This window comes from Micromonospora sp. NPDC092111 (genome assembly GCF_044755745.1).
Lineage (GTDB): Bacteria > Actinomycetota > Actinomycetes > Mycobacteriales > Micromonosporaceae > Micromonospora.
Window position 1 is genome coordinate 1,066,749 of record NZ_JBIVRQ010000001.1, and the last position, 25,829, is coordinate 1,092,577.

Consider the following 25,829-nt stretch of genomic DNA (forward strand, 5'->3'; position numbering starts at 1 on the left):
CCGGCCGGGGCGACTGGATTAGGCAAGAACGCGAGAGGATTGCCGATTCACTCGCATGCTGGCTCGTGTTTGTCTGGGGGGCAGGCAACGTGAGGTGTGTGTGGGTGAGATCGGGCTTTACGGTCGAGATGCTGAACTAGAGCAGCTTTCGACGTTTCTGGGGGAGGCGGGGCGCGGCGGCGGCGCGCGGCTGCTGACGGGTGAGCCCGGCGTGGGCAAGTCCTCGCTCATGGCCACGGTGGCGGAACGTGCCGTCGAGGACGGCATGCAGGTGCTGCGCGCCTCGGGGTCCGAGTTCGAGGCCGATGTCAGCTACTCGGCCCTCAACCAGTTGCTGCTCTCCGTTCAGGGTGGCATCTCGCGGCTTCCCGTCGGTCCGCGGGAAGCGTTGGAGGTGGCCCTGGGCTTCGGTGCCGGTACGGCGCCGGACGCCCTGTTGGTCTGCAACGCCACCCTTCTGCTCGTGCAAAGTCTGGCCGCCGAGGCGCCGGTGCTGCTTCTGGTCGACGACGTCCACTGGATCGACCGGGCCAGCGCGGTCGTTCTCGGCTTCGTGGCTCGCCGCCTGGCGGGTTGCCGGGCCGGTCTGCTGGTGTCGACGCGAACCGGCGCGGCCAGCTACCTCGACCGGCGCGGGCTGGCCGAGATCGTGGTGGCCCCGCTGGACGAGGCCGCCGCGGAGCAGTTGGTGGATGCCGCCTTTGCCCGGCTGCCGTCGCGGATCCGGCGGCGGCTGCTGGATCTCGCCCAAGGCAATCCGTTGGCGTTGATGGAGCTGCCGTCCACGTTGACGGGTGCCGTCCAGCGGGGGGCGGCTCCGGCCGAGGTCGTTCCGCTCAACGACCGGCTACAGGCGTTGTTCGCGACGCGCATCGCGGACCTGCCGGAGCCGACCCGACGGCTGCTCCTGCTGGCCGCCTACGAGGGCGCTGGTGACGTGCGGGTGCTGCATGCCGCCTGTGCCGACCGTGGCGGGTTGGCCGACCTGGCTCCCGCCGAGCGGACGCAGCTCGTGCATGTGGACGACGCGACCGCCCGGATCGCATTCCGACATCCGCTCATCCGATCGGCGATCGTGGCGATGACGACGCACGAGGAGCGGCGCACCGCGCACGTCGCCCTGGCCCGGGTGCTGGTCGACGACGAGGAGCGCCGGGCGTGGCACCTGGCGGCAGCCGCCGTCGCGCCGGACGAGGGCGTCGCGCAACTGCTCGAAACCGCCGCGCGTCGGGTCATGCTGCGCGGCGACGCGGTCGCCGCGATCGCCACCCTGGTGCGCGCCGGTGAACTGAGCGTGACCAGCGCCGACCGGGGCCGGCGGCTCGCCGAGGCCGCCTACATCGGCGCGGAGGCGGGCGGAACGACCGCGGACGCCCGCACCCTGCTGGCCGACGCCCGCCGGGCGATGCCGGACTCGACCGGATCGCTGCACGCGGCCAACGCCGCCGCGTTCCTGATGCTCAACGGCGAGGGTGACGTGAACACCGCGCACCGCCTGCTCGTCGGGGCCATCGAGACCGGCGACCACGGGTACCGCGCCGACGATCCGGCGTTGATCGAGGCAATGCACACCCTGCTGCTGTTGAGCTGGTACGGCAGCGCGCCGCAGTACTGGGAGCCCTTCTTCCGCGCGTTGCGGCGGCTGCGGCCGACCCCGCCGCCGATCCTCGCCCTGGCCAGCAGGACCTTTCCCGACCCCGTACGCACCGGCGGGTCCGCGCTCGCCGACACGGAAGCGGTTCTGGGCGCCGCCGCCGAGGAGACCGACCCCACGCGCGTCATGCGGATCGGCACCGCCTCGGTGTATCTGGACCGGCTCGGTGACGTCCGGGAAGGGTCGTGGCGGCTGGTGCGTCAGGGACGCGACGGAGCGGCGGCTCGCCGGCACATCGGCGCGCTGATGCACCTGTGCCTGGACGACTTCCTCATCGGCCGATGGGACGAGGCGCAGGAGTTGGCCTCGGAGGGTCAGCGGATCTGCGACACCGACGGCTTTCCGTTCTTCTCCTGGTATTTCTGGTACAACAGGGCGATCGTGGCGGCCGGGCGGGGCCAGGCCGACGAGGCGGGCAAGCTGGCCGACGAGATCACCAACTGGGCGCATCCCCGTGGGGTGTCGGCCGCGGTCCTGTTCGCCCACCATCCGCGTGCCCTCGCCGCCGCCGCGGCCGGAGACTTCGACGCCGCATACGTCCACGCCGCCGCGATGAGCCCGCCGGGGACGCTCGCCCCGTTCGTGCCGCACTGCACCTGGGTGGCATTCGACCTGGTCGAGGCGGCTGTGCGCAGTGGCCGGACGGTGGAAGCCCGGGCCCACGTCGAGGCGATGCGCACGGCCCGACTGTCCCGGCTGTCCAGCCGGATGGCGCTGATCCAAGCGGGTGCCGAGACCCTGGTCTCCGACGACCCCGAGCCCGCGGAGCGGCTTGAGCAGCTACTCGGCGGCACCGCCGTCGACCGGTGGCGGTACGACGCGTCCCGCGTACGGCTGGCGTACGGGGAGAAGCTCCGGCGCGCCGGACAGGTCACGCAGGCCCGGGTCCACCTGCTCGCCGCGCGTGACGGGTTCGCCGCGATGGCGGCCGGGCCGTGGCTCGACCGCGTGCACGGCGAGCTGCGCGCCGCGAAGTACCGGCTTGCCGACGCTCCCGCGCCCGGCGTGGCCGCGTTGACGGCGCAGGAGGCGCAGATCGCTCAGCTCGCCGCCAGCGGCCTGACCAACAAGGAGATCGCCGGCCGGCTGTTCCTCTCGCACCGCACCGTCGGCGCGCACCTGTACCGGATCTTTCCCAAGCTCGGGGTGACGTCCCGGGCCGGTCTCAGGGATGCCCTCTCGTCACCTCCTGATCACCAGTGATCTGCTCGGCCGGACGGTCCGGAGCAGACTCGGCGGCGAGCACGCGAGCCTGCGCCTCCTTGGCTTCGAGCAGCCGTTCCAGCAGGCGGCGGGTGGTCGGGTCAGCGTCGCCCAGCCAGCGCACGGCCTCCTGCAGGGTCTGGACGAGGATCCGCGCCGCCACGAGATTCTGCGTCACGATCCCGGTGAGGTCGCCGGCGGCGAAGGTCTGAAAGCTGATCCGTGACCGTCCGGCAAGGTGCCGTGGATCGTGGTCGGCGGCGAACCCGAGGTCGCGGATGCGGGCCGCCAGCGTACGGGCCCCGACCCGGTCGTCGTCGGCGCAGCCGAGCAGATAGTCGGCGACCGGCTGCGTCGACAGGCCCCGCACCAACAGGGCGTGGTGTTCGTACTGGAGCGACGACACGATCACGCTCGACAGCAGGACGTTGAGCAGCCCCGCCACCGCGCTCAGGTCGGCCCGATTCGACGGCGTGATCGGCCCGTCGTCCGGGTCGTACACCGCACGGTCGCGTACCTCGCGTCTGCGCAATCCCGGTTGTCCCGTCATGCCCCCATGGTCGGTCAGCCGACCGTCGGGCACATCTGTCAAACAACCTAACGGTCGGCGCTGAGGCGTGGGCCCGGCGGTGGCGTCGCCGGTCTCCGCGCGGACGTCGTCCAGCGGGCGTCGCCGGCCGTGACGTCGTCGACGGCTAGGTAACCGGCCGCCGCCCGGCGCTGACCTTGCGGTTGTATGACAGATGTGCCGCCCCGGTGTGGCGACGAGATTGGTTCTCGTCCTGAACGAGCACGACCCACCAGGGAGCACCCACCATGACCATCGGACACGGGTTCCACGCCACCTTGACCGCCAAGCCCGGCAAGGGGGACGAGGTCGTCGACCTCCTGCTCCACGCGCCGTCGCTGGCCAACGACGACTGCGTCGTGTTCCTGGTCGGCCGGTCCGCCGCCGACCCGGAGACGATCTTCGTCACAGAGGGCTGGACCAGCCCCGAGGCCCACAGCGGCTTCTTCACCAGTACGGCCGCGCAGACCCTGGTCGCCCGGCTCCAGACACTGCTGGCGGCCGAGTCGTCCTACACCGACGAGGTTCCCGTCGGTGGCAAGGCCGATTTCTGAGAGGGACGAACTATCGTGATCACCATTACCTCGCGTCCCGGCGTCGATCCCGAACTGGCGGCGCTGCTCGCCGAGATGCCGCTGACCTCCATCCAGAACGCCGACGCCCTCGCGCAGATGCGTCCATACTCCTCGGCTCCGGTCGAGCCCCTGCTGGACGGCCGTCCCATCGACCGCAGCGAGTTCGTCACCCGCGCTGACGACGGCGTGGAGATCGCGCTGTCGGTCTTCCGCCCGACCGGTGACCGCACCGCGTCCGCGCCGTGCGTCTACTGGATCCACGGCGGCGGCATGATCATGGGTGACCGGTTCGCCAACATCGACATCCCGCTGGAATGGCTCGACCGGTTCGGTGCCGTGGTCGTCGCCGTCGAGTACCGGCTGGCTCCCGAGGCGCACGGCGCGACGCTGGTCGAGGACTGCTACCGGGGCCTGTTGTGGACGGCCGAGCACGCCGACGCGCTCGGCGTCGACCCGAGCCGCATCATCGTCGCCGGGGCCAGTGCGGGCGGCGGTCTGGCGGCCGGGGTGACGCTGCTGGCCCGCGACCGGGACACCGTCCCGATCGCCGCGCAGATCATGATCTGCCCGATGCTCGACCACCGCAACAGCACGACCTCCAGCCGCCAGTTCACCGGCGTACCCAGTGTCTGGACGGGGCAGACGAACGAGTTCGCGTGGCGGTCGGTTCTCGGCGACCGGCCCGCCGGCGTCTCCGCGTACATCTCGCCGGCACTCGCCGAGGATCTGTCCAACCTGCCGACCACCTACATCGACGCCGGTACGGCCGAGGTCTTCCGTGACGAGGACGTCGACTACGCCAGCCGGATCTGGGCTGCCGGCGGTCAGGCCGAGCTGCACGTCTGGGCGGGTGGCGTCCACGGGTTCGACGCGCTGTTCCCGCAGACGCGCATCGGCGCCATCGCCCGGCGGGCCCGTACGGAATGGTTGGCCCGCACCCTGACCGACGTGTCCGCCGAGCGCGGGGACTGACGATGACCGTCGACCATCGCAGCCGATTCCTCCGGGAGTTCATCCGGGATCCGCTTACCGTCGCGTCGGTCGCGCCGAGCAGCCAGGCACTCGCCGACGTGATCGTCGCGTCGGTTCCGCTCACCGGCGACCCCGTCGTGGTGGAGCTCGGCCCCGGCACCGGAGCGTTCACCCAGGCCATCCAGCGGCGGCTGGCCGGTCGCGGCCACCACCTGGCCGTGGAGATCAACGAACGGTTCGCCGATCTGCTCGCCGCCCGCTTCCCGGGCGTCGACGTCGCCGTCGCCGACGCCCGCGACCTCCGCGAGATCCTGACGGTACGCGGGCTCGACCGGGCCGACGTCATCGTCAGCGGGCTCCCGTGGGCGGCCTTCACCCCCGGGCGGCAGGACGACCTGCTCAGCGCGGTCACCGAGGTCCTCGCCCCGCACGGCGCCTTCACCACCTTCGCGTACGCCCACACGCGGTGGATGCCGCCGGCCCGGCGGCTCCGGCACAGCCTCGGTGCGCGGTTCGAGGAGGTGGTACGGGGCCGGACGGTGTGGGCGAACGTGCCACCCGCGTTCGTCTACTCCTGCCGCCGGCCGCACCTGCCGGCGCGCCGGATGACGGCCGGGCTGGCGCCGCACCTGTCGTGGCACCGGCCCAGCCGGACGCCGCAGATCACCCGGCCACCGAACCGCTGACCGCAGACGGGGGCCACGCGTCGACCTCGCGTGGCCCCGTCGCCTCCCGGCTCGGGACCGTGAACAGACCGGCCAGCCCCACGAACGCGCCGAGCAGCGCGGCCAGCCAGTCGGACCACATGCGCGCATCCTGTGGCCGGCGGCGGCGCGGGCGGGGACCCGACTGTCTCGTCGCGGGCGTGGGGTCTGCCGGCGGCGACCGGACATCGTGCCTGGTTGCCGGGTAAATGGTGGTAATCGGGGCAAGCTTCTTGAAACTGCTCGGGTCCGGATGTGTCGCCCGCCGAGAACGGACCCGAATTTGATGGTTCTCCATCGGTTGCATGGCGGTTGTGTGACACCTCGCAGACATCGATCGACCTCATTCGGTCGAATCGGGCGGACCGGCGGTGCGATTCATGGTTCTCCGCCCGTTACTGCCCGATCCGGAGATCGATGAAGCGCTGTTGCCTCGACGATCGTCGCGCCCGTACGGTTCTCCCGATTTCGTGGCGGAGCAACGGGGGTAGCTGCCATGCAGCACGAGCGTGCGCACATCTTCGGTCGGTTCAATTCGAGCCCGTACCTCGGCTGGCTGCGCCGGCTGAGCCTGGTGCTGGTCGTGGCGTTCGTCGTCGGGATGACCGACGTCCCATCGCCCCGGACCGCGGCGGCGGCCCCGGCCGGGCAGGCCCCGGCGGCCGGGGCGACGTGTCCGCAGGACCGGATGAACGTGGCTTCGGCGGCGGTCGCCGCGAAGCTGTGCGGCGGCCCGGTGGAGGCCGTGGGGGAGCGGACCGAGACCACCCAGGTCCTGGTCAATCCCGACGGCACCCGCACCGAGCACCGGGCGCTCGCACCGGTGCGGGTACGGTCCGGCGGTGGCTGGCAGGACGTCGACCTGACCCTGGTGCCGACCGCCGACGGCGCGGTCGAGCCGCGGGTGCACCCCCGCAACCTGCGGCTCAGCGGTGCGGCACCCGGGTCCGGCGAGCACGAGATGGTGTCGCTCGGCAGCGGTGACCAGCGGACCAGCATCTCCTGGACCGGCGCGTTGCCGGCACCGGTGCTGGACGGCCCCACCGCCACGTACCCCGAGGTGATGCCCGGCGTCGACCTCGTCATCAAGGCCCGCGGTACCGGCTACGAGCAGTACTTCGTGGCCAGGGACCGGGCGGCGCTGCGGCGGGCGGCGAAGCTGACGCTGCCGATGTCGACGGGCAAGCTGACCGCCGCCGACGACGGCATGGGCGGCCTGACGTTCACCGACGCGAAGGGCCGTGCCGTGGGGCGGGCCCAGGCGCCGGAGATGTGGGACGCGACGGTGGCGCCCCGGTCGCAGGAGCGGGTGAACCGGGCGCCGGTCGGTCTGCGTACGGTCCGCAAGGGCGCCGGCCGGGCGCTGATGGAGCTGACCGCGGACCCGGACTTCGTCGCGCGTACGGACCTGACGTTCCCGGTGACGATCGACCCGCCCGCGTCGCTGCCGGTGGCGTTCGACGCGTTCGTGCAGAACAGCTACTCCAGCGACCAGTCCGGTGCGGACGAGTTGAAGCTGGGCCACGTCCAGGACGGCGGGTCGTTCACCGCCCGGTCGTACCTGCGCTTCGGCACGTCGGGGATCTGGGGCAGCCGGATCATGTCGGCGAAGCTGCGGCTGTGGAACTTCCACTCGTACTCGTGCGCGGCCGCGTCGTGGGAGGCGTGGCGCACCGACCGGGCGGACTCGTCGACGCGGTGGACCAGCCAGCCGACCGCGCGGGAGAAGGTCGGCACCTCGACCGAGACCAAGGGCTACAACTCGTCCTGCGGTGACGGCTACGTCTACGTCGAGGTCGGCAAGGCGCTCCAGTCGGCGGCCGACAACAGGTGGAACGACGTCACGGTGATGCTGCGCGGCACCAGCGAGACCGACTCCAAGAGCTGGAAGAAGTTCGACTCGGCCGAGGGCGCGCACCCGCCGGTCGTGTCCATCACCTACAACGCCGCGCCGGGCACGCCCACCGCCCAGGCCGTCGCGCCCTGCTACTCCTCGTGCGGCGCCGGAGCGCGGACCTCCGCGGTGCGCCCGACGCTCTCCGCGAAGCTGGCCGACGGCAACGCCGGGCAGGCGCTGCGGGCCGAGTTCGAGGTGCGGAACAAGGCCACCAGCGCGGTGGTCGCCACCTCCGGTGCGCTCGTCGGCAACCCGGGCTGGACGAACGGCTCGACCGCGTCCTGGCAGGTGAACGCGAACCTGGCCAACCAGACCGGCTACCAGTGGCGGGTACGGGCGAAGGACCCGTACGACGACGGCGCGTGGACCGGCTGGACCGACCTGACCGTCGACACCGACAAGCCGCTCGTGCCGTTCGTGTCGGCGACGATCTACCTCGACGACGGTCAGCCGCACGGCGGCGCCGGGCAGTCCGACACCTTCACCTTCACGCCGGCGTCGGGCACCGACGACCTCGCCGCGTTCGTCTACCGCCTCGACACCGACGCGTCCGCGACCACGGTCGCCGCCACCGGGGCGATCACCCGCAGCATCAGCCCGCCGGACGGCCAGCGCACCCTGACCGTGCAGGCGAAGGACCGCGCCGGCAACCTGTCCAACGCCAAGGTCTACTCGTTCTCCGCCGGCAACGCCGCGCTCGCGCAGCCGCTGGCCGGCGCCACCATCGTCAAGCGCACCAGGCTGCAGATCACCACGCCGGTGGCCGGCTACACCCGGGCCTACTACGAGTACCGGCGCGGGCCGGGCGGGGCCACCCTGCCGGTGCCGTCGGCGAACCTGACCTCCGCCACCGGTGCGCCGATCACCGCCACCGCCGCGTCCCCGGTCGTCCTCGCCACCCTCGACGGGCACGCGATCTGGACCGCCTCCGACACCCTGGGCGCGGTCGGCGGCGTGGTCGAGCTGCGCGCCCGCATTTACACGGCCACCTCCACGAGCCCTGTCTACGACACGCCCTGGGTCCGGGTCACCGTCGACTCCGGCGGCGACGGCGGCGCCACCGAGGAGATCGGACCGGGGGAGGTCAACCTCCTCACCGGCGACTTCGGCCTGAACGCCACCGACGTGGACGTGCTCGGGCTCACCGTCACCCGGGCCACGTCCTCCCGGACCACCACGGACGGCTGGCTGCCGATGCCGCAGAAGCTGACCGCCAACCAGCAGCAGGTCTCCACCGACCTCACCGGTTTCACCGTGCCCGCCTCCTCGACCGCCGTCCGTTCGACCGCCCGGGGTCAGGGCGACGTCACGCCGGTGGACTCGATCGAGATCACCCCGGCCGGGTCCGGCACCAGCACCAACGACACGTACGTGGCGGTCGGCGGTGACACCGGTGGGCTGCGGCTGGGCATGCAACCGGGTAGGACGTACCGGGCGACGGGTTGGATCTTCGTGCCCGCCGCCACCACCCTCGCGCCGCACAACGTCGAGCGCGGGCTGCGGATCGTCGGTTGGTACCGGACCGGCAGCACGTACACCCCGGTGGCGTCGTCGATGGCCGCGTACACCGAGGGCTGGCAGGAGCTGTCGGTCGACATGACCGTCCCGGCCGGCGCCACCGAGGCGCTGTTCCGGTTCTACAACGGCAACCTGACCGGCAGCGGCCGGAAGGTCTACTGGGACAACATCTCGGTCACCGAGATCGTCGCGCCGTTCGGCCCGTCCTGGAACGGCGGAGCCAGCGGCGGCGCGGCCGAGAGCGACTACACCACCCTGTCGTTCCCGTCGCCGTCGGTGGCCCAGCTCAGCACGATCGACGGGGGCTGGACCACCTTCTCCCGCAACGCCGACGGCAGCTTCACCCCGGAACCCGGCAACGAGGGCATGGTGCTGAGCCGGCCGGACTCCTCGACGTACCGGGTCACCGAGATCGACGGCGCGGTCAGCGAGTTCACGCAGCAGGCCGGGGTGTGGGCGGTCAGCAGCACCTGGACCGGTGAGGACAACTCCACCACGAAGTACGTCTACGACACCGGCGGCGGACGGCTGCTGCTGAAGAAGGTCGTCAACCCGGTCGAGCCGGGCGTGGACGACGCGAACGGTTGCACCGGCGGCACCCTGCCGCGCGGTTGTCAGGTGCTGGAGTACGTGTACGCCACCAGCACCGGGGCCGGACTGAGCCAGACGGTGTTCGGCGAGCACACCGACCGGGTGTCCGCGGTGCAGGTGTGGAACTGGGACCCGCAGGCGAACGCCGTCAACGCCGTCGAGGTGGCCAGGTACGCCTACGACGACCTCGGCCGGCTGCGCGAGGTGTGGGATCCCCGGGTCACACCGGCGTTGAAGACGGCCTACGAGTACGACCCGGCCGGCCGGGTCACGAAGACCACCCCGTCGGGCGAGCTGCCGTGGATGTTCGACCACGCCAACCCCGACGTCGACGCGGCGGTCCTGCGGTGGGACCTCGACGGCACCGCCACCGACACCTCCGGCGCGAACCGCCACGGCACCGCCACCGGCGTCACCTGGGGAGAGGCGAACGACCCGGGCAATCCCGGTGACCGGGCCGCGGTCTTCACCGGCACGGGCACCGCGCAGATCGGGGCCGCCGGCACCGCGCTGTCCAACACCGCCTCGTACACCGTCTCGGCCTGGGCCCGGATCACCGACACCACTGTCAACCGCACCATCGTCTCCAAGGACGGCAGCCGCACCAGCGGCTTCTTCCTCAACTACGTGGCCGCGGAGAACAGGTGGGCGTTCTCCCGCACCACGGCCGACACCGACAGCTCCAGCGCGCTCCGGGCCACCTCCAACCTGCCGCCGGTGCTGGGCCAGTGGACCCACCTCGCGGGCGTCTACGACACCGCCGCCGGGAAGATGAAGCTGTACGTCAACGGCGTGCCGCAGACCACCACCGCGGCCACCGGCGGCTGGAACGCCACCGGCAACTACGTGGTCGGCCGGGCGAAGTGGGCCGGCGCCAACACGAACCCGTGGGCCGGGAGCATCGACGACGTCCGGGTCTACGGTACGGCGCTGACCGACGCGCAGGTCGCCACGCTCGCCGGGGACGAGAACGGCGGCCGCCTCACCAGGGTGCGGCGGGCCGGCCTCCAGCAGGGCAGCCGGACGGTCACCGACGGCGAGACCACCGCCGGGGTGGTCTACCACGTCCCGCTGACCAAGGCGGCCGGTGGCCCGTACGACCTCAGCCACGCCGCGATCTCGACCTGGGGCCAGCGGGACCTGCCGGTCGACGCGACCGCGATCTTCCATCCGGAGGAGCCGCCCACCCGGCACCGCGCGTCGCCGTCGGTGCCCGGCGTCAACGGCTACCGGTACGCCACCGTGCACTACCTCAACGCCAACGCCCAGGAGGTCAACACCGCGGTACCGGGCGGACACATCGACACCCAGGAGTACGACCGGTTCGGCAACGTGGTCCGTTCCCTGGCGGCCACCGACCGGCTGCTGGCGCTGGGCACCCTGCCGGACGCGGCGACCAGCCTGGCCGAACTGGGCCTGCTCGACTCGGATCCGGCCACCCGCGCCCTGGCCCTGTCGACGGTCCGCAGGTTCAGCAGCGACGGCACCGACGAGGTGGAGTCCGTCGGGCCGACGGTGACGATGGTGCTCGAACGCGGCCTGGCCGACCCGGATGGCGCGGGGCCGCTGGAGGCGGTACCCGCCGGGGGCACGGTCATCGGCCGGGCGGCCAGCACCAAGGCGTACGACGAGGGCAAGCCGGACGGCGCGACGTACCACCTGGTCACCACCGAGACCCAGGGTGCCCGGGTGGACGGCTACCCGGAGGCCGACCGGCGCGTCACCCGGTACGGCTTCGACGGCCACCACGGGGGCACGTCCGGCTGGAAGCTGGGCACGTACACCAGCATGACCGCCGACGCCGGGGACGGCGGCGCGCAGGTCACCGCCTCCGGCGTGTACGACGCGTCCGGCCGGGGCCTGCGCTCGTGGGGCTTCGACTCCAGCGGTGACGATGCCCGTACCCGGGTGAACGTGTACTACACGGCGGGTGCCAACCCGCAGGACGCGGCCTGCGGCAACCGTCCGGAGTGGGCCGGGCTGGCCTGCGTCAGCCGGACCGCCGGGGCCGTCACCGGGCACGACCCGGCCCGGATGAGCGGTGACCTGCCGGTGCGCCGGGTCACCCGGTACAGCCGGTTCCGCGATCCCGAGGTGACCGTGGAGAGCACCGCCGGGGCCGCCCGCACCACCACCAACGGGTACGACGCGGCGGGGCGGATCGTCTCGGCGTCGATCACCGCCGACGACGGGGTGGCCGTCCCGACCACGACCACCAGCTACGACCCGGTGACCGGTGAGGTGGCGGAGACCCGGGCGGGTGGCACCGTCATCTCCCGGACCCGGGACCTGCTCGGCCGGATGAGCAGCTACACCGACGCCGACGGCGGGGTCACCACGCACGAGTACGACCGGTTCGGCCGCCCGGTCCGGATGAGCAACCCGACCGGCACGACGACGTACGGCTACGACCGCGCCGCGGAGCCGCGCGGCCTGGTCACCAGCGTCACGGACAGCGTGGCCGGAACCTTCGGCGCCGGGTACGACGCGGACGAGAAGCTGGTCCGCCTCACCTACCCGGGTGGCCTGACCCGCACCGACCGACTCGATGCCAACCAGCAGCCGGTGGAGCGGGTCTACACCCGCGACTCCGACGGTGCGGTGATCTACTCCGAGGCGGTGGTGGAGAACAGCGCGGGGCAGACCGTGCTCAACGACTACACCGGTGGCCGGGTGGCCTACTCGTACGACCGGCTGGGACGGCTGGTGCGCTCCGAGCGGGCCACCGACGGCGATGCCGGCTGCGTCACCAGGACGTACGGCTACGACGCCCGGACCAACCGGACCGCCCGCGCGACGTTCCAGCCCGGCGCGGACGGCGGCTGCCAGGACACCACCGCGTCGACCACCGAGCAGCACACGTACGACTCGGCGGACCGGCTCACCGACGCCGGCTACCGCTACGACGCCTTCGGCCGTACCACCGGCCTGCCGGGCGGGCTGTCCCACAGCTACTTCGTCAACGACCTGGTCCAGGGCCAGACGCTGGCGGACGCGCGGCAGCGGTGGACCCTGGACCCGGCGCTACGGGCGCGCGGTTTCAGCACCGAGACGCTGGTCGACGGGGCGTGGACGCCCTCCACGTCGAGGCTGAACCACTACGGTGACGAGACCGACGAGCCGCACTGGATCGGCGAGGACGCCGAGGGCGTCGTCACCCGCATGGTCACCGGCCCGGACGGTGACCTGGTCGCCACCACGTCCGCGACCGGCGACGTGCGGCTGCAACTGGGCAACCTGCACGGCGACGTGGCCGCCACCATCGACCCGGCGATGACCGAGCCCGAGCTGCACGACTACGACGAGTTCGGGGTGCGGGCCGAGGGGCAGAACGACGAGCGGTACGGCTGGCTGGGCGCCAAGCAGCGGTCGAGTGAGGCGTTCGGCGGCGTGGTCCAGATGGGGGTGCGGTTGTACTCGCCGGCGTTGGGCCGGTTCCTCCAGGCCGACCCGGTGGACGGCGGCAACGCCAACCCCTACGACTACTGCTCCGGTGACCCGGTCAACTGCGCCGACCTCGACGGCAAGCTGTGGGGCCGGATCAAGCGGGCGGTCAAGGGCGCGGCCAGCTTCGTCCGGAACAACCCGGCGCTGGTCGCGGGTACGCTGTCCATGTTCACGCCGCCGCCGTTCAATGTGGCCTTCGGTGTGCTGGCGGTGGGCTTCTCGGCCTACTCGGCCTACAACAACATCCGGGCCAAGCGGTACGGCGCGGCGGCCTTCGACCTGCTGGGCGCGATTCCCGGCGGCGGCAGCGCCTTCCGGGGCGTCCGGGCCCTCCAGGCCGGGTCCAAGGCGAGGAAGCTGGGCCGGGGCGTCAGCAAGTTCAAGTACCAGCGTGGCGCCCGTAAGGCGAAACGCGCCCACCTGAACCGCATGCACCGGTCGCAGTCGTCGTCGAAGCAGCACTGGCGGTCGTCGAACCGCTGGGGCCGGGCGGACCGGCGGTACGCCTACCCGGCGGCGGTCAGCTACACCGCCTGCAAGTACCACCGGTCGTGCAAGCGCCGGGCGAGCTGGATCTACTAGGGACGGGGTACCGAATGGATCTGCTGTCGCTGCCGGCCCGGCTTCTCGCCAGGCCGGCAGCCGCCGCGCTCGGGGTGGAGGGGGACACGCCGCAGGAGCGTGCCGCGAACCTGCGTGCCCAGCTCAACGTCACGGCCGACGACGACCTCGACCTGACCGACCGGCACCTGGCCCGGGCCGCCCTGTGGGGGGTCACCCTGGCCGTGCTGCTCCCCCTCGCGCTGGCCGGGTCCTTCCTGCTGTCCCGGGTCGGGCTGGGCCAGTCGGTCGCGGTGCCGATCCTCTGGGGGGTCGGGTTCTTCACGTTCTGGATGGCCTGCCTGCACGGCCTCAAGGCGATCCTGGCGTACCACCTGCTCGAAGGGCGGTGGAATCCACGCTCGCGGTGGTGGCGGGTGGCCATGTTGAGTCAGACGGTGGACGTGCTGGTCGCGCTGACCATCACCGTGCTGCTGCAGGTCCTCGTCGACTGACGCCGGCCGTGGGGGGGGGGGGGGGGGGGGCGGGGGGGGGGCCCGGGGGGGGGGGGGCGGGGCGGGGGCGGGGGGGGGGGGGGGGGGGGGGGGGGGGGGGGGGGCCTGGGTTCCTCCGCGGGTGGCCGGGGGGGCGGGCGTCCCCCACCCGGGGGGGGGCGGGGGCCCCCGCCCCCCCCCCCCCCGCGGGGGGGGCCCCCCCCGCCGGGGGCCCGCCCCCCGACGGGTCAGCGCGGGGTACGACGGGTCTTCGGCAGGTCGAACTGGTCGGCGGCCTTGCAGTCCTTCTGCCCGCCGATCGCGCGCGGGCCCAGCCGGTCCAGCTCCGCGCGGGCCCGGGTGCGGCCCAGGTTCCAGGCGTACCACGGGTCCGGCTCGGCGAGGTCGTCGTCGATCCAGCTCAGCGTGCAGCGGCGGACCCGGTCCGGCAGTCCGGCCAGGGCGGGCGTGGCGTCGGCGGAGAGCGCCCGCAGGTACCAGGCGTCGATCTTGCCGGTCTGCTCGTACCGGGCGATGTTGCGGCGGGCGGCGTAGTCCTCGGGGTTGAGCACGGCCAGGCTGAGCAGCATCACCACGGCCAGACCGACGGTGGCCCCGGGGATCCACCGTCCCCGCCAGCGCAGGCCGGCGGCCAGGAGCATCAGGAAGACCGCGCCGAGCAGCAGCTCGAAGGCCATCACGAAGATCCGCTCGCCAGTGAAGCTGTACACCTTCTGGTACGTGTACAGCCGGGACAGCGCCGAAATCACGATCACCACGCTGAGCGCGCTGAGCAGCCCGAGCAGGATCCGCAGCAGGGTGCGTTCGGCCGGCGTCTCCCGCCGTGCCCAGCGGCTGACCCCACCGAGCACCGCCAGGGTCAGCAGGGTCACCACCACCAACTGCCAGAACCCGCTGCGCGCGTACTCGGCGTAGCTCAGGCCGGCGGTGCGCAGGACGTGCCGCTGGCCGCCGAAGAGCACGGTGAACTGCACCGCGACGAAGCCGACGAAGAGCACCGTCAGGGCGGCGATGGCCGGCGCCCACTCCAGGGTGCCCAGTCGCCGCCGGCCCTCCCGGTCGACGGTCGACAGGTCCGGCGGCGCGGCCAGGGTGTAGGTGGCGGCGACCGCGATCAGGCCGCCCAGGGCGGCCAGGAAGATCCAGCGGAACACCGTGCCGAGGTTGATCTCGGGCACGATCGCCCCGAGGAACTGGGAGAAGGCGGCGTCGGCGGAGGACAGGAGCGGTCCGAAGACGAGTAGCACCACGACGGTGGCGACGACCGACCCGGCGACCCGACGGACCGTCCCGCCGGCACCGGACGACGTGACGTGCCGGCGTACCCAGGGCAGCCCCCGCAGCGCCGCGAACGGGGCCGCGACCATGCTGAACAGGATCGAACGGACCTGTCGCCCACCCACGATGGCCAGCGCCGCGCAGCCCAACGCCCCCAGCACGCAGAACGTCACCAGCCACCAGGCGTTGCGGAAGGCGAGCACGGACAGCAACGCCAGGGCGGCCACCGCCCAGCCGCCCCGGATCAGCCGGTCGGTGCGGGGCAGCGCGCCGGCGCTCGGCCGGACGGCGGCGACCACCCCGACGGTGAGGATCAGCCAGCCGAGGAACCAGCCGATGCCGGTGCGGCTGAGCGGGACGAAGAACGCCACGCCCAGCGCGCCGGCCAGGACCGCGGCCGGTACCGCCCAGCCGGTGCCGGGCCGGGGACCCGGCCAGCGGGTGCTGAGGAACGACGGCTGCGCAGGGCCCGGGGTCCAGGTGACCGGCGGGCCGCCCCAGTGCGCTGCCGGCGGCCGGCCGGGCAGCGGCGCGGACCCGGCCGGTGCGGCGGGCGTGGCGCCGGGGCCGGCCGGTGCGGCGGGCTTCGCTCCGGGGCCGGTCGGCGCGGCCGGGGCCGGGTCGACAGCGGCCGGTCCGGCGCCGGTGCGGGGGGACGGGATCGTGGTCGGCTGCCCCGCCGCGCCGGCCGCCGGAGCGGCCGTCCCGGCGGGAGCGGTCCGGGGCGCATCCGGGTCGGTCCGCTCGGTGGGGGTCGCCGCGTGGCCGGTGTCCGCCACGGCGGGCCCGGTGGGGCGTCCCGGGGCCGGAGTCGGTCCGGGCGGCTCGGGCAGGTCGGCGGTCCGGGTCGGGCCGGCCGGGGTGGGGCCGGCCGCGCCGCCGGCGGTGGGGTCGTCGGCCGGCACCAGGGGCAGGAAGAGCGCGTAGCCGAGGGTGCCGGCCGGGACCCGGACCGGGATGGCCCAGGCGGGTTCGTCGTCCCCGCCGGGCCACACCAGGGGAGTCATCCCGTCGATGGTCGGCACCGCCAACAGGTACGGCGTGCCGTCGGCGGGGGGCGTCCCGGGCGGCGGTGTGGTGGCCCCGGGAGAGTCTGGCGTCGGTGGCGGCTCTGACACGGCGCGCTCCTTGATCCTGGAAAGTGCGGTCACTGTAGAGCGAAGCGACCGTCGTCCGCCGCCCCGCGCCGGCCCCTCAGCCGGAAACGTCCGCCGTCGGGCGAATCCGCCCAGTGGAAACAGTCTGTGACCGCGACGCGGGTGGGCGGCCCCGACACCACGACGGAAGACCGACAAGTTCGCGGCCGGTCCGCCCCACGGTCGAACCTTTACCGGCCCGCGTCCGTACCTGTGGCGGGAGGTCCACGAGATGACCGCACGCCGAACGCTCGCCACCCTCGCGGCCGTCGCCGCGACCGTGCTGCTCACCGGTGTACCCGCCGCCGCGCACGGCGCGCCGACCAGTCCGCTGAGCCGTTCGGCGGCCTGCGGTCCGGAAGGTCCGCACGCCTCGTCACCGGCCTGCCGGGCGGCCGTCTCGGCCGGTGCGGCGCTGCGGGAGTGGGACAACATCCGGGTCTCCGGTGTCGACGGCCGGGACCGGGAGCGCATCCCCGACGGGGAGCTGTGCAGCGGTGGGCTCTCCGCGTACCAGGGGTTGAACCTGCCGCGCGCGGACTGGCCGGCGACGGAGCTGACCGCCGGGGCGAAGTTCACCTTCCGCTACCGGGGAACCATCCCGCACCGGGGCACCTTCCGGCTCTACGCCACCCGGACGGGGTACGACCCGCGTAGCCGGCTCGGCTGGGCCGACCTCGCGGCGCGCCCGTTCCTGACGGTGACCGACCCGCCGCTGCGCGACGGGTCGTACCGGCTCCCCGGGCGGCTGCCCACGGGGCTGACCGGGCGGCACCTGATCTACACGGTGTGGCAGAACTCCGACACCCCGGACACCTACTACTCCTGCTCGGACGTGGTGTTCCGGGAGGCCGGGGCGCGGGCCGCCACCCCGACCGGTGCCGGCCCGGCCACCGCCGCCGGGGCAGCACCGGCGGCGGCCGGGTCCGCGTTGTCGGCACCGGTGGAGAGTGCCGGCGTACCGGTGGCGTCGGTGACCCGGATCGGCGGTGGCAGTCTCCGTCTGGTGCTCGGCGTGGTGGCGGCGGTGGCCGTCCTGGTGGTGGTGACGGTGGCGACCCGGCGGCGTCGGCCCGCCACCGTTCCGCCGGGTCGTCCCTGCGGGGTACGCAACCACCGCGCCGGTCGCCGCCGGATCTGGTGACGACCGGCGCGGCGCGTCAGCCGAGCAGGCGGTCGATCTCGGTCAGCTCGTCGGCGGCGAAGTCCAGGTTGCGCACCGCGGCGACGTTGCCCGCCAACTGCGCCACGCTGCTCGCGCCGATGATCAGGCTGGTCATCCGGGGGTCGCGCAGCGCCCAGGCGAGGGCGAGCTGGGCCAGCGACTGCCCCCGGTCCTCGGCCACCCGGCCCAGCCCCCGGATGGTGGCCAGCTTCTCGTCGGTGACGTCGCTCTCGTCGAGGAAGACGCTGGTGCGTACCCGGGAGTCCGCCGGGATGCCACCGAGGTAACGGTCGGTGAGCAGCCCCTGGGCCAGCGGGCTGTACGCGATGCAGCCCGCCCCGACCTCGGCCAGCGTGTCGAGCAGGCCGTCGGCCTCCGTCCAGCGGTTGAGCATCGAGTACGACGGCTGGTTGATCAGCAGCGGGGTACCCAGGTCGCGCAGGATCGCCGCGGCCCGGGCGGTCTGCTCCGAGTCGTAGTTGGAGATGCCGACGTAGAGCGCCCGGCCGGAGCGGACGATGGCGTCCAGCGCGCCCATCGTCTCCTCCAGCGGGGTGTCCGGGTCGAACCGGTGCGAGTAGAAGATGTCGACGTAGTCGAGGCCGAGCCGGCGCAGCGACTGGTCCAGTGAGGAGATCAGGGACTTGCGGGAGCCCCACTCGCCGTACGGGCCGGGCCACATCAGGTAGCCGGCCTTGCTGGACACCACCAGTTCGTCCCGGTACGGCTTGAGGTCGGTGGCGAGCATCCGGCCGAACGCCTCCTCGGCGGCGCCCGGCGGCGGGCCGTAGTTGTTGGCCAGGTCGAAGTGGGTGATGCCCAGGTCGAACGCCCGGCGGACGATCTCGCGCTGCCGCTCGAACGGCCGGTCCGGGCCGAAGTTGTGCCACAGCCCGAGCGAGATGGCGGGCAGTCGCAGGCCGCTGTGCCCGCTGCGTCGGTAGGTCATCTGGTCGTAGCGGTCGTCCGCGGCGAGGTAGGTCACGACCCTGACCCTAGCGTCGCCGCCCGGCCGGCTGGCCGTGCGTCCGCCTCGGCTCCGGTCCGGTCCGGCCTTGCCGGCCCGGGGCGGGGTGCGCCGCACCGGGCCGGCAAGGGGTTCAGGACGCGGTGCAGGTGGGGGTGGGCGCGGGGGTGGCCGGGCCGGTGCCGGTCAGGCCGAGGGTGGTGCTCGCGCCGGCGGTCAGGGTGCCGTTCCAGCCGGCGTTGCGGGCGGTGACGGCGGTGCCCGCGCTGGTCAGCGTGGTGTTCCAGGCGCTGCTGACCGCCTGGCCGGTGGCGAACGTCCAGCGGACCGTCCAGCCGGTCAGGGTGGTCGGGCCGCCGTTGCGCACGGTCACCTCGGCCTGGAATCCGCCGGGCCACTGGTTGACCAGCTTCCAGGTGGCCGTGCAGCCGCCGGTGCTGGGCGTCGGGGTCGGGGTGGGGCTGGGGCCGGTGGGCGTGGGGCTCGGGGTCGGGCCGGTGGGTGTCGGGGTCGGGCCGGTGGGCGTCGGGGTGGGGCTGGGGCCGGTCTGCTTCCAGGCGCCCAGCTCGTCGAGGGTGAGCACGTGCGGGTCGTCCCGGTAGATCCGGCGCAGGAAGTCCGACGAGTTCGACTGCCCGTCGGTGAGGAAGTCGCCGGACCAGGTGACGAACCAGCTCCAGTCCGCCCGGTAGGCCCGGGTCAGCTCCGGGTCGGGAATCGAGCCCACCTCGCCGAGTGCGACCAGCTTGCGGTCCGCGCCGAGGGCGACCAGCTTGTCGTACGAGGCGCTGACCGGGCTGTGGTCGCCGGCGGCCGGGTACGAGTCGACGCTGAGCACGTCCACCACGTCCGCGCCGGGGTACCAGTCGGGGGAGACCGAGTTCCACACCCAGATCAGGTTGGTGAGCTGGTGGTGGTTGGTGAGCCGGTCGTACATCAGCCGGTAGAGCGCCTTGGCCGGGCCGGGGCCCCTGGCGCCCCACCAGAACCAGCCGCCCTCGGCCTCGTGCAACGGCCGCCAGAGCACCGGCACCCCGGCGTCGCGCAGCCGCTTGAGCTGGACGGCGATCGCGTCGATGTCCCGTACCAGCAGCCGGTACTCGGCGGAGGCCGGGTCGGCCATCGCCTTGGCCACGTCGAAGGTGGTGGCGTCGGTGTAGAAGCCGCGCCACCACTCCTTGCCGGGGGTGTCGATCAGGCCGCTGGGGGCGTTCCAGTGCCAGCAGAGGGTGACGATGCCGCCCCGGGCGTCCCAGGCCAGCGCGTTCTCCACCTCGGTGGAGGAGGTGCCGCGTTCGACCCGGCTGGGCGAGTAGTCCATCAGGTCGAGCCCGGCGATGGCGGGGGCCTTGCCGACGTTCTGTTCCAGCCAGCGGATGCCGCTCATGTCCTGCTGGCCGGAGAGGACGTCGGTGCCGTAGTGCGCGGTGAGGTAGCGCAGCAGGGCCCGGGCCGGCGGGTCGGCGTTCGGGTTGACCGGGACGGCGGTGACCTGGTGCGGGGGCGGGGCGGCGACCGGGGTGAGCCGGATCGCGTCGATGTCGTACCAGCCCCAGTTGCTGCGGATGGTGACGGTGTTGCCGCCGGGTCGCAGCAGCACCTTCCCGGCCGGCGCGGTGGCCCAGGTGGTGCTGGCGGCCAGCACCACGTCGCCGTTGCCGGCGCCGTTGAGCAGCAGGGACGCGGTCTTCTGCCCGTTCGGGGCGCGGTAGACCACGGCCAGCTCGTGCAGTCCGCCGGGGGAGTTGGGGATCGCGATGGTGACGCTGTCGTCGGCGGCGTCGAAGCCGGTGACGTAGCCGGTGCCGGTGTAGCCGCTGGCGGCGGTGTCGACGGTGACGCCGGTCAGGGTGCCGGTCTCGGCCTCGTAGACGGTTGGCGGGGCGGCTGCGGCCGGATGCAGCGGCCCGGCGAACAGCGGGGTGAGCAGCAGGAGGGCGGCGGCCGTGGCCAGCCACCGGGTACGGGGACGGTTCATCGGGGCTCCCGGTGCGGTGGGGTTGGAAGCGCTCCCACCATCGATCATTCCGAATATCTTTGTCAAGTTGGCGGCCTGCCCGGAACGGGCGTGCCGGCCCGCCGGGCGGGGTAGCTTCGACCGCATGCGCTTCGTCCCGCTCGACACTCCCAAGCCCATCTCCAAGATCGGTCTCGGCACCTGGCAGTTCGGGTCGAGGGAGTGGGGCTACGGCCCCGACTACGAGCGGCGGGCGGCCGACATCGTCCGCCGGGCGCTCGACCTCGGGGTGACCCTCTTCGACACCGCCGAGGTCTACGGCCTCGGCCGCAGCGAGCGGATCCTCGGCCAGGCGCTCGGCGCCGACCGGGACCGGGTCGTGGTGGCCAGCAAGATACTCCCGGTGCTGCCGCTCGCCCCGGTGGTGCAGCAACGGGCGGTCGCCTCGGCGGCCCGGCTCGGCGTCCGTACCATCGACCTCTACCAGGTGCACCAGCCCAACCCGGTGGTCGCCGACACCACCACCATGCGGGGCATGCGGGCCCTGCAGGACGTCGGCCTGGTCGCCGAGGTGGGGGTGAGCAACTACAGCCTGCGCCGCTGGCGCTTCGCCGAGGCCGCCCTGGGCCGCCGGGTGCTGAGCAACCAGGTCCGCTACAGCATGGCCGACCGCGCCGCCGAGGAGGAGCTGATCCCGTACGCGCAGCAGGCCGGCCGTCTGGTCATCGCGTACAGCCCGCTCGCCCAGGGATTCCTCTCCGGCCGGTACGACGCGAGGAACCCGCCGACCGGGGCCGTCCGCCGGGCCAACCCGTTCTTCCTGCCGGAGAACCTGGCCCGCGGCACCGCGCTGATCACCACGCTGCGCGAGGTGGCTGAGGCGCACGACGCCACCCCCAGCCAGATCGCCCTGGCCTACCTGCTGCGCCACCCCAACGTGGTGGCCATCCCCGGCGCGTCCGGGGTGGAGCAGATGGAGCGCAACGCCGCCGCCGCCGAGATCGACCTGACCGACACCGAGTACGCCGCCCTCGCCACCGCCGCCCGCCAGTTCCGGCCGGTCACCGGCCTGGCGGCGGTGCCGAGGCTGATCCGCGCCCGCGCGGGGAAGTGAGCCGACCATGGACGACATCACCGCGCTGATCCTGGACGACCACGCCGCCTTCCGGCGCGGCTTCGCCCGGCTCGACGACGCCCGCGACGACGCCGAGCGGCTGGCGATCTGGGAGGCGCTCGCCCTGCACCTCGACATCCACGCCGAGGCGGAGGAGACGATCCTCTACCCGCATCTGGTGCGGCACGGCGACGACGGCGCGGAGGAGACCGAGGACGCCATCGGCGACCACAACAAGATCCGCGACGCGATCGCCGAGTCGAAGCTGCACCCGGTCGGCTCGGACGAGTGGTGGGCGGCGGTGTGGAAGGCCCGCCGGGAGAACAGCGAACACCTGGCCGAGGAGGAGGACGAGGCGCTGCCCGACTTCCGCCGGCACGCCGCCGTCGAACTCCGCGCCGAGCTGGGCGCCCGCTGGCTGACCTTCTACGGCGAGCACAAGAACGGCCGGAACCTCCGCTTCGCCGACAAGGACCCGCAGCGGTACGTGGCGGAGCACCGCTGAAAGCGGGAGCGGCGGCGTGCCGGGCCGCGCTAGCGTGGGTCGGGTGACTGCGCCCAACCAGGTTCCCCCGGTCCCGCCCGCCGACCTGCCGGGCACGCTCGGCGCGCTGCGCGCCGCCGGGCACCGGTACCGGACCGTCAAGCAGGAACTCCGTGCCAACCTGCTGGCCCGGATGCGGACCGGCGAGGACCGCTTCCCCGGCATCGTCGGCTACGACGACACCGTGCTGCCCGAGGTCGAGCGGGCGCTGCTCGCCGGCCACGACATGGTGCTGCTCGGCGAGCGCGGCCAGGGCAAGACCCGGCTGATCCGCTCGCTGGTGGCGCTGCTGGACGAGTGGACCCCGGTGATCGCCGGGTCGGTGCTCAACGAACACCCGCTGCACCCGCTCACCCCGGCCGCCCGCGCGCTGGCCGACTCCGCCGGCGACGACCTGCCGGTCGGCTGGCTGCACCGGTCGATGCGGTACGGCGAGAAACTGGCCACCCCGGACACCAGCGTCGGCGACCTGATCGGCGACGTCGACCCGATCCGGATCGCCCAGGGCCGTACCCTCGGCGACCCGGAGACGATCCACTTCGGGCTGGTGCCGCGCACCAACCGGGGGATCTTCGCGGTCAACGAGCTGCCCGATCTGGCCGAGCGGATACAGGTGGCGCTGCTCAACGTGCTGGAGGAGCGGGACATCCAGGTCCGTGGCTACCAGTTGCGGCTGCCGCTGGACCTGTTCCTGGTGGCCAGCGCCAACCCGGAGGACTACACCAACCGGGGCCGGATCATCACCCCGCTGAAGGACCGGTTCGGCGCGGAGGTCCGTACCCACTACCCGACCGATCTGGACCTGGAGCTGGCCCTGGTCCGGCAGGAGTCCGAGCTGGTCGCCGAGGTGCCGGAGCACGTGCTGGAGGTGCTGGCCCGGTTCGCCCGGGCGGTGCGCGAGTCGTCCTCGGTGGACCCCCGCTCCGGGGTCTCGGCCCGGTTCGCGATCGCCGCCGCCGAGACGGTCGCCGCCGCCGCGCTGCGCCGCTCCGGCCTACTGGCCGCCGGCTCCGCCGCGTCGCCGGCCGCCGGCGGGGGATCCGGTGCCGGCGACGCCACGGTACGCCCGGAGGCGCCGGTGGCCCGGGTCGGTGACGCGGTGTCGGTGACCTCCACCCTGCGCGGCAAGGTCGAGTTCGAGAGCGGCGAGGAGGGGCGGGAGATCGAGATCCTGGCCCACCTGCTGCGGACCGCCACCGCCGAGACGTTCCGGGCCCGGCTGGCCGGGCTGGACCTCTCCGGCTTCACCGACCTGGTCGCCGAGGACACCGTCGTCGAGACCGGTGAGCTGGTCTCCTCGGCGGAGCTGCTGCGTCAGGTCGGCACCGTGCCGGGCCTGGCCAAGGTGCTGGACCGGCTCGGGATGGGCGACGCGCCCACCCCGGAGCAGGCCGCCGCCGGGGTGGAGTTCGTGCTGGAGGGGCTGCACCTGACCCGCCGGCTCGGCAAGGACGTCACCGAGTCGGGCCGGACCGTCTACGGCGGCCGGGACTGACCATGGCCGGCAACCGGTTCCGGTACGGCCAGTGGCGCGGCGGCCCCGACCCGCTCGCCCCGCCGTACGACGTGCGCGCCGCGGTGGACGCCGTCGGCGCGGAGGTGCTGGCCGGCGGCAGCCTGCGGGAGGCGCTGCGCGACCTGCTGCGGCGCGGCCCGGCGGGCCGGGGCGGCCTGGACGACCTGGCCGCCCGGGCCCGGCGGCTGCGTCGGGAGGCGCTGCGCCGGGGCGACCTGGACGGCCCGGTGACCCGTTCCCGGGCGCTGCTCGACCAGGCCCTCGCCGCCGAGCGGGACGCGCTGCGCGGGCGCGCCGACGACGACGCGCGGTTCGCCGAGGCGGTGCTGGACAACCTGCCCCGGTCCACCGCCCGCGCGGTGCGGGAGCTGGCCGAGTACCGGTGGACCAGCGACGAGGCCCGGCAGACGTACCAGCGGATCCTCGACGGGCTGCGCGGCGAGGTGCTGGAGCAGCGGTTCGCCGGGCTGCGGGACGCCGCCCGGGCGGCCGGTGACCCGCAGGTGCAGCGGCAGCTCGCCGAGATGATGCGCGACCTCAACGACCTGCTGGCCCGGCACGCCCGGTCGGAGGACACCACCGACGCGTTCGCCGAGTTCATGCGCCGGCACGGCGAGTTCTTCCCGGAGCGGCCGAACGACGTCGACGAGCTGGTCGACGTGCTGGCCCGCCGGTCGGCCGCCGGTGAGCGGCTGATGCGGTCGCTGTCGGACCGGCAGCGCGAGGAGCTGTCCGGGCTGATGCGCCAGTCGCTCGGCGACCGGCTGTCCGGCGAGCTGTCCGCGCTCGACGCCCACCTGCGGGCCCTGCGCCCCGACCTCGACTGGCAGCGCGGCGAGCGGGTCCGGGGCGACCGGCCGTTGGGCTACGGCGAGGCGGCCGGGGCGCTGGACGAGATCGCCGAGCTGGACGAGCTGTTGGACTCCCTCGACCAGGAGCATCCGGGCGCCACCCTGGACGACGTCGACGTCGACGCGGTGGCCCGGACGCTGGGCCGGGACGCGGCCGACGACGTGCGCCGGCTGCGGGAGCTGGAACGCGAGCTGCGCCGGCAGGGCTGGGTGAGCCGGGACGCCGACGGGCTGACGCTCAGCCCGAAGGCGCTGCGCCGGCTCGCCGGCACCGCGCTGCGCCGGGTCTTCGCCGACCTGACGGCCGGCCCACGCGGCCAGCACGACCTGCGCTCCGCCGGGGCGGCCGGCGAGGTCAGCGGGGCAAGCCGGCCATGGGAGTACGGCGACGAGCAGCCGCTGGACGTGGTGCGCACCCTCACCCGGGCGGTCCGCCGGGCCGGGCCCACCGTGCCGGTGCAGCTCACCGTCGACGACTTCGAGGTGGTGGAGACCGAGCGTCGGGCGTCGGCGGCGGTGGCGCTCTGCGTCGACCTGTCGTACTCGATGATCTCGCAGGGCCGGTGGGGGCCGATGAAGCAGACGGCGCTGGCGCTGTCCCACCTGATGGCGACCCGGTTCCCGCAGGACGCGTTGCAGATCGTCGGGTTCGGCCGGGAGGCGATGCCGTTGACCCAGCAGGAGCTGGCGGCGGTGGAGCCGGACATGCAGCAGGGCACCAACCTCCAGCACGCGCTGCGGCTGGCCGGCCGGCACCTGCGCCGTCACCCGGGGGCGGAGCCGGTGGTGCTGGTGGTGACCGACGGCGAGCCGACCGCCCACCTCGACCCGGACGACGGGCAGGCGTACTTCCACTGGCCGCCGCTGCGCGAGACGGTCGAGGCGACCATCCGCGAGGTGGACCGGCTGACCCGGGCCGGTGCCACGCTCAACCTGTTCCTGCTCGGCGACGACCCCGGCCTGCGGCGTTTCATGGACGCCGTCGCCCGCCGCTCCCACGGCCGCCTCTTCACCCCCGACCTGGACGACCTCGGCGAGTACGTGGTCTCCGACTACCTCCGCTCCCGCCACGGCCGCCACTGACCCACCCCCGGCGGTGGGGTGGGACGAAAGCCGC

Annotated in this window: 16 protein-coding genes; 11 read left to right on the forward strand and 5 right to left on the reverse strand. The window is 73.5% G+C overall.

Annotated features, from left to right (window positions below):
- The first annotated feature begins 55 nt into the window (after nt 1-55).
- On the forward strand, nt 56-2,857 hold the full coding sequence (locus tag ACIQG9_RS04475; RefSeq protein WP_400398355.1) for an ATP-binding protein: 2,802 nt from the start codon (nt 56-58) through the stop codon (nt 2,855-2,857).
- Here ACIQG9_RS04475 and ACIQG9_RS04480 read toward each other — a convergent pair.
- A complete protein-coding gene (locus ACIQG9_RS04480) occupies nt 2,820-3,407 on the reverse strand; it encodes a ferritin-like domain-containing protein (protein ID WP_400398357.1) in 588 nt (195 codons plus the stop codon). The two genes, ACIQG9_RS04475 and ACIQG9_RS04480, sit on opposite strands and share 38 nt — an antisense overlap.
- Before the next feature lie 266 nt (nt 3,408-3,673).
- On the opposite strand from ACIQG9_RS04480, the gene ACIQG9_RS04485 reads away from it, so the two are divergent.
- Genes ACIQG9_RS04485 through ACIQG9_RS04495 form a run of 3 tightly spaced genes read left to right on the forward strand, consistent with a single transcriptional unit; the run spans nt 3,674 to nt 5,658 of the window.
- Nucleotides 3,674-3,979, forward strand: a complete 306-nt coding sequence (locus ACIQG9_RS04485; protein WP_400398359.1) for a putative quinol monooxygenase — start codon at nt 3,674-3,676, stop codon at nt 3,977-3,979.
- Nucleotides 3,980-3,994: 15 nt separating this feature from the next.
- Nucleotides 3,995-4,972, forward strand: a complete 978-nt coding sequence (locus ACIQG9_RS04490) for an alpha/beta hydrolase (RefSeq protein ID WP_400398360.1) — start codon at nt 3,995-3,997, stop codon at nt 4,970-4,972.
- A 2-nt stretch (nt 4,973-4,974) separates the two neighbouring features.
- On the forward strand, nt 4,975-5,658 hold the full coding sequence (locus ACIQG9_RS04495; RefSeq protein WP_400398362.1) for a class I SAM-dependent methyltransferase: 684 nt from the start codon (nt 4,975-4,977) through the stop codon (nt 5,656-5,658).
- Here the strand turns inward: ACIQG9_RS04495 and ACIQG9_RS04500 are convergent.
- Complete coding sequence (locus tag ACIQG9_RS04500) at nt 5,636-5,779, reverse strand: hypothetical protein (RefSeq protein WP_400398364.1); 144 nt, start codon at nt 5,777-5,779, stop codon at nt 5,636-5,638. The two genes, ACIQG9_RS04495 and ACIQG9_RS04500, sit on opposite strands and share 23 nt — an antisense overlap.
- A gap of 393 nt (nt 5,780-6,172) precedes the next feature.
- On the opposite strand from ACIQG9_RS04500, the gene ACIQG9_RS04505 reads away from it, so the two are divergent.
- Nucleotides 6,173-13,711, forward strand: a complete 7,539-nt coding sequence (locus tag ACIQG9_RS04505; protein WP_400398366.1) for a LamG-like jellyroll fold domain-containing protein — start codon at nt 6,173-6,175, stop codon at nt 13,709-13,711.
- Between the two features lie 14 nt (nt 13,712-13,725).
- A complete protein-coding gene (locus ACIQG9_RS04510) occupies nt 13,726-14,184 on the forward strand; it encodes a hypothetical protein (RefSeq protein WP_400398368.1) in 459 nt (152 codons plus the stop codon).
- A 227-nt stretch (nt 14,185-14,411) separates the two neighbouring features.
- Here ACIQG9_RS04510 and ACIQG9_RS04515 read toward each other — a convergent pair whose 3' ends face one another.
- Nucleotides 14,412-16,469: a DUF4153 domain-containing protein gene (locus ACIQG9_RS04515; protein WP_400398370.1), complete on the reverse strand. Its 2,058-nt coding sequence runs from the start codon at nt 16,467-16,469 to the stop codon at nt 14,412-14,414.
- A gap of 361 nt (nt 16,470-16,830) precedes the next feature.
- Here ACIQG9_RS04515 and ACIQG9_RS04520 point away from each other — a divergent pair, with 361 nt between their 5' ends.
- Nucleotides 16,831-17,742, forward strand: coding sequence for a lytic polysaccharide monooxygenase (locus ACIQG9_RS04520; RefSeq protein ID WP_400398372.1), 912 nt, complete (start codon nt 16,831-16,833; stop codon nt 17,740-17,742).
- 16 nt (nt 17,743-17,758) lie between these two features.
- Here ACIQG9_RS04520 and mgrA read toward each other — a convergent pair whose 3' ends face one another.
- Together mgrA and ACIQG9_RS04530 are read right to left on the reverse strand one after the other, a co-directional pair.
- Nucleotides 17,759-18,748: an L-glyceraldehyde 3-phosphate reductase gene (mgrA, locus tag ACIQG9_RS04525; protein ID WP_400398374.1), complete on the reverse strand. Its 990-nt coding sequence runs from the start codon at nt 18,746-18,748 to the stop codon at nt 17,759-17,761.
- 115 nt (nt 18,749-18,863) lie between these two features.
- Nucleotides 18,864-20,708 (reverse strand): glycosyl hydrolase, encoded by a 1,845-nt coding sequence (locus ACIQG9_RS04530; protein WP_400398375.1) that lies wholly within the window; start codon nt 20,706-20,708, stop codon nt 18,864-18,866.
- Nucleotides 20,709-20,832: 124 nt separating this feature from the next.
- Between ACIQG9_RS04530 and ACIQG9_RS04535 the strand changes: the two genes are divergently transcribed.
- The 4 genes from ACIQG9_RS04535 to ACIQG9_RS04550 are packed head-to-tail and all read left to right on the forward strand — an operon-like array spanning nt 20,833 to nt 25,795.
- Complete coding sequence (locus ACIQG9_RS04535) at nt 20,833-21,801, forward strand: aldo/keto reductase (RefSeq protein ID WP_400398377.1); 969 nt, start codon at nt 20,833-20,835, stop codon at nt 21,799-21,801.
- Between the two features lie 7 nt (nt 21,802-21,808).
- Nucleotides 21,809-22,306 carry a hemerythrin domain-containing protein gene (locus tag ACIQG9_RS04540; protein ID WP_400398379.1) on the forward strand — a complete coding sequence of 166 codons (498 nt, stop codon included), beginning with the start codon at nt 21,809-21,811 and terminating at the stop codon, nt 22,304-22,306.
- 34 nt (nt 22,307-22,340) lie between these two features.
- Entirely contained in the window at nt 22,341-23,840 is a 1,500-nt protein-coding gene (locus tag ACIQG9_RS04545) for a magnesium chelatase (protein WP_400398792.1), read from the forward strand.
- A 2-nt stretch (nt 23,841-23,842) separates the two neighbouring features.
- Nucleotides 23,843-25,795, forward strand: coding sequence for a VWA domain-containing protein (locus ACIQG9_RS04550; protein ID WP_400398381.1), 1,953 nt, complete (start codon nt 23,843-23,845; stop codon nt 25,793-25,795).
- The last annotated feature ends 34 nt before the right edge of the window (nt 25,796-25,829 follow it).

Coding starts and splice junctions, on each gene's coding strand:
- ACIQG9_RS04475 (WP_400398355.1), top strand. CDS start 56: ATGCTGGCTCGTGTTTGTCTGGGGGGCAGGCAACGTGAGGTGTGTGTG.
- ACIQG9_RS04480 (WP_400398357.1), bottom strand. CDS start 3,407: ATGACGGGACAACCGGGATTGCGCAGACGCGAGGTACGCGACCGTGCG.
- ACIQG9_RS04485 (WP_400398359.1), top strand. CDS start 3,674: ATGACCATCGGACACGGGTTCCACGCCACCTTGACCGCCAAGCCCGGC.
- ACIQG9_RS04495 (WP_400398362.1), top strand. CDS start 4,975: ATGACCGTCGACCATCGCAGCCGATTCCTCCGGGAGTTCATCCGGGAT.
- ACIQG9_RS04500 (WP_400398364.1), bottom strand. CDS start 5,779: ATGTGGTCCGACTGGCTGGCCGCGCTGCTCGGCGCGTTCGTGGGGCTG.
- ACIQG9_RS04505 (WP_400398366.1), top strand. CDS start 6,173: ATGCAGCACGAGCGTGCGCACATCTTCGGTCGGTTCAATTCGAGCCCG.
- ACIQG9_RS04510 (WP_400398368.1), top strand. CDS start 13,726: ATGGATCTGCTGTCGCTGCCGGCCCGGCTTCTCGCCAGGCCGGCAGCC.
- ACIQG9_RS04515 (WP_400398370.1), bottom strand. CDS start 16,469: ATGACTCCCCTGGTGTGGCCCGGCGGGGACGACGAACCCGCCTGGGCC.
- ACIQG9_RS04520 (WP_400398372.1), top strand. CDS start 16,831: ATGACCGCACGCCGAACGCTCGCCACCCTCGCGGCCGTCGCCGCGACC.
- ACIQG9_RS04530 (WP_400398375.1), bottom strand. CDS start 20,708: ATGAACCGTCCCCGTACCCGGTGGCTGGCCACGGCCGCCGCCCTCCTG.
- ACIQG9_RS04535 (WP_400398377.1), top strand. CDS start 20,833: ATGCGCTTCGTCCCGCTCGACACTCCCAAGCCCATCTCCAAGATCGGT.
- ACIQG9_RS04540 (WP_400398379.1), top strand. CDS start 21,809: ATGGACGACATCACCGCGCTGATCCTGGACGACCACGCCGCCTTCCGG.
- ACIQG9_RS04550 (WP_400398381.1), top strand. CDS start 23,843: ATGGCCGGCAACCGGTTCCGGTACGGCCAGTGGCGCGGCGGCCCCGAC.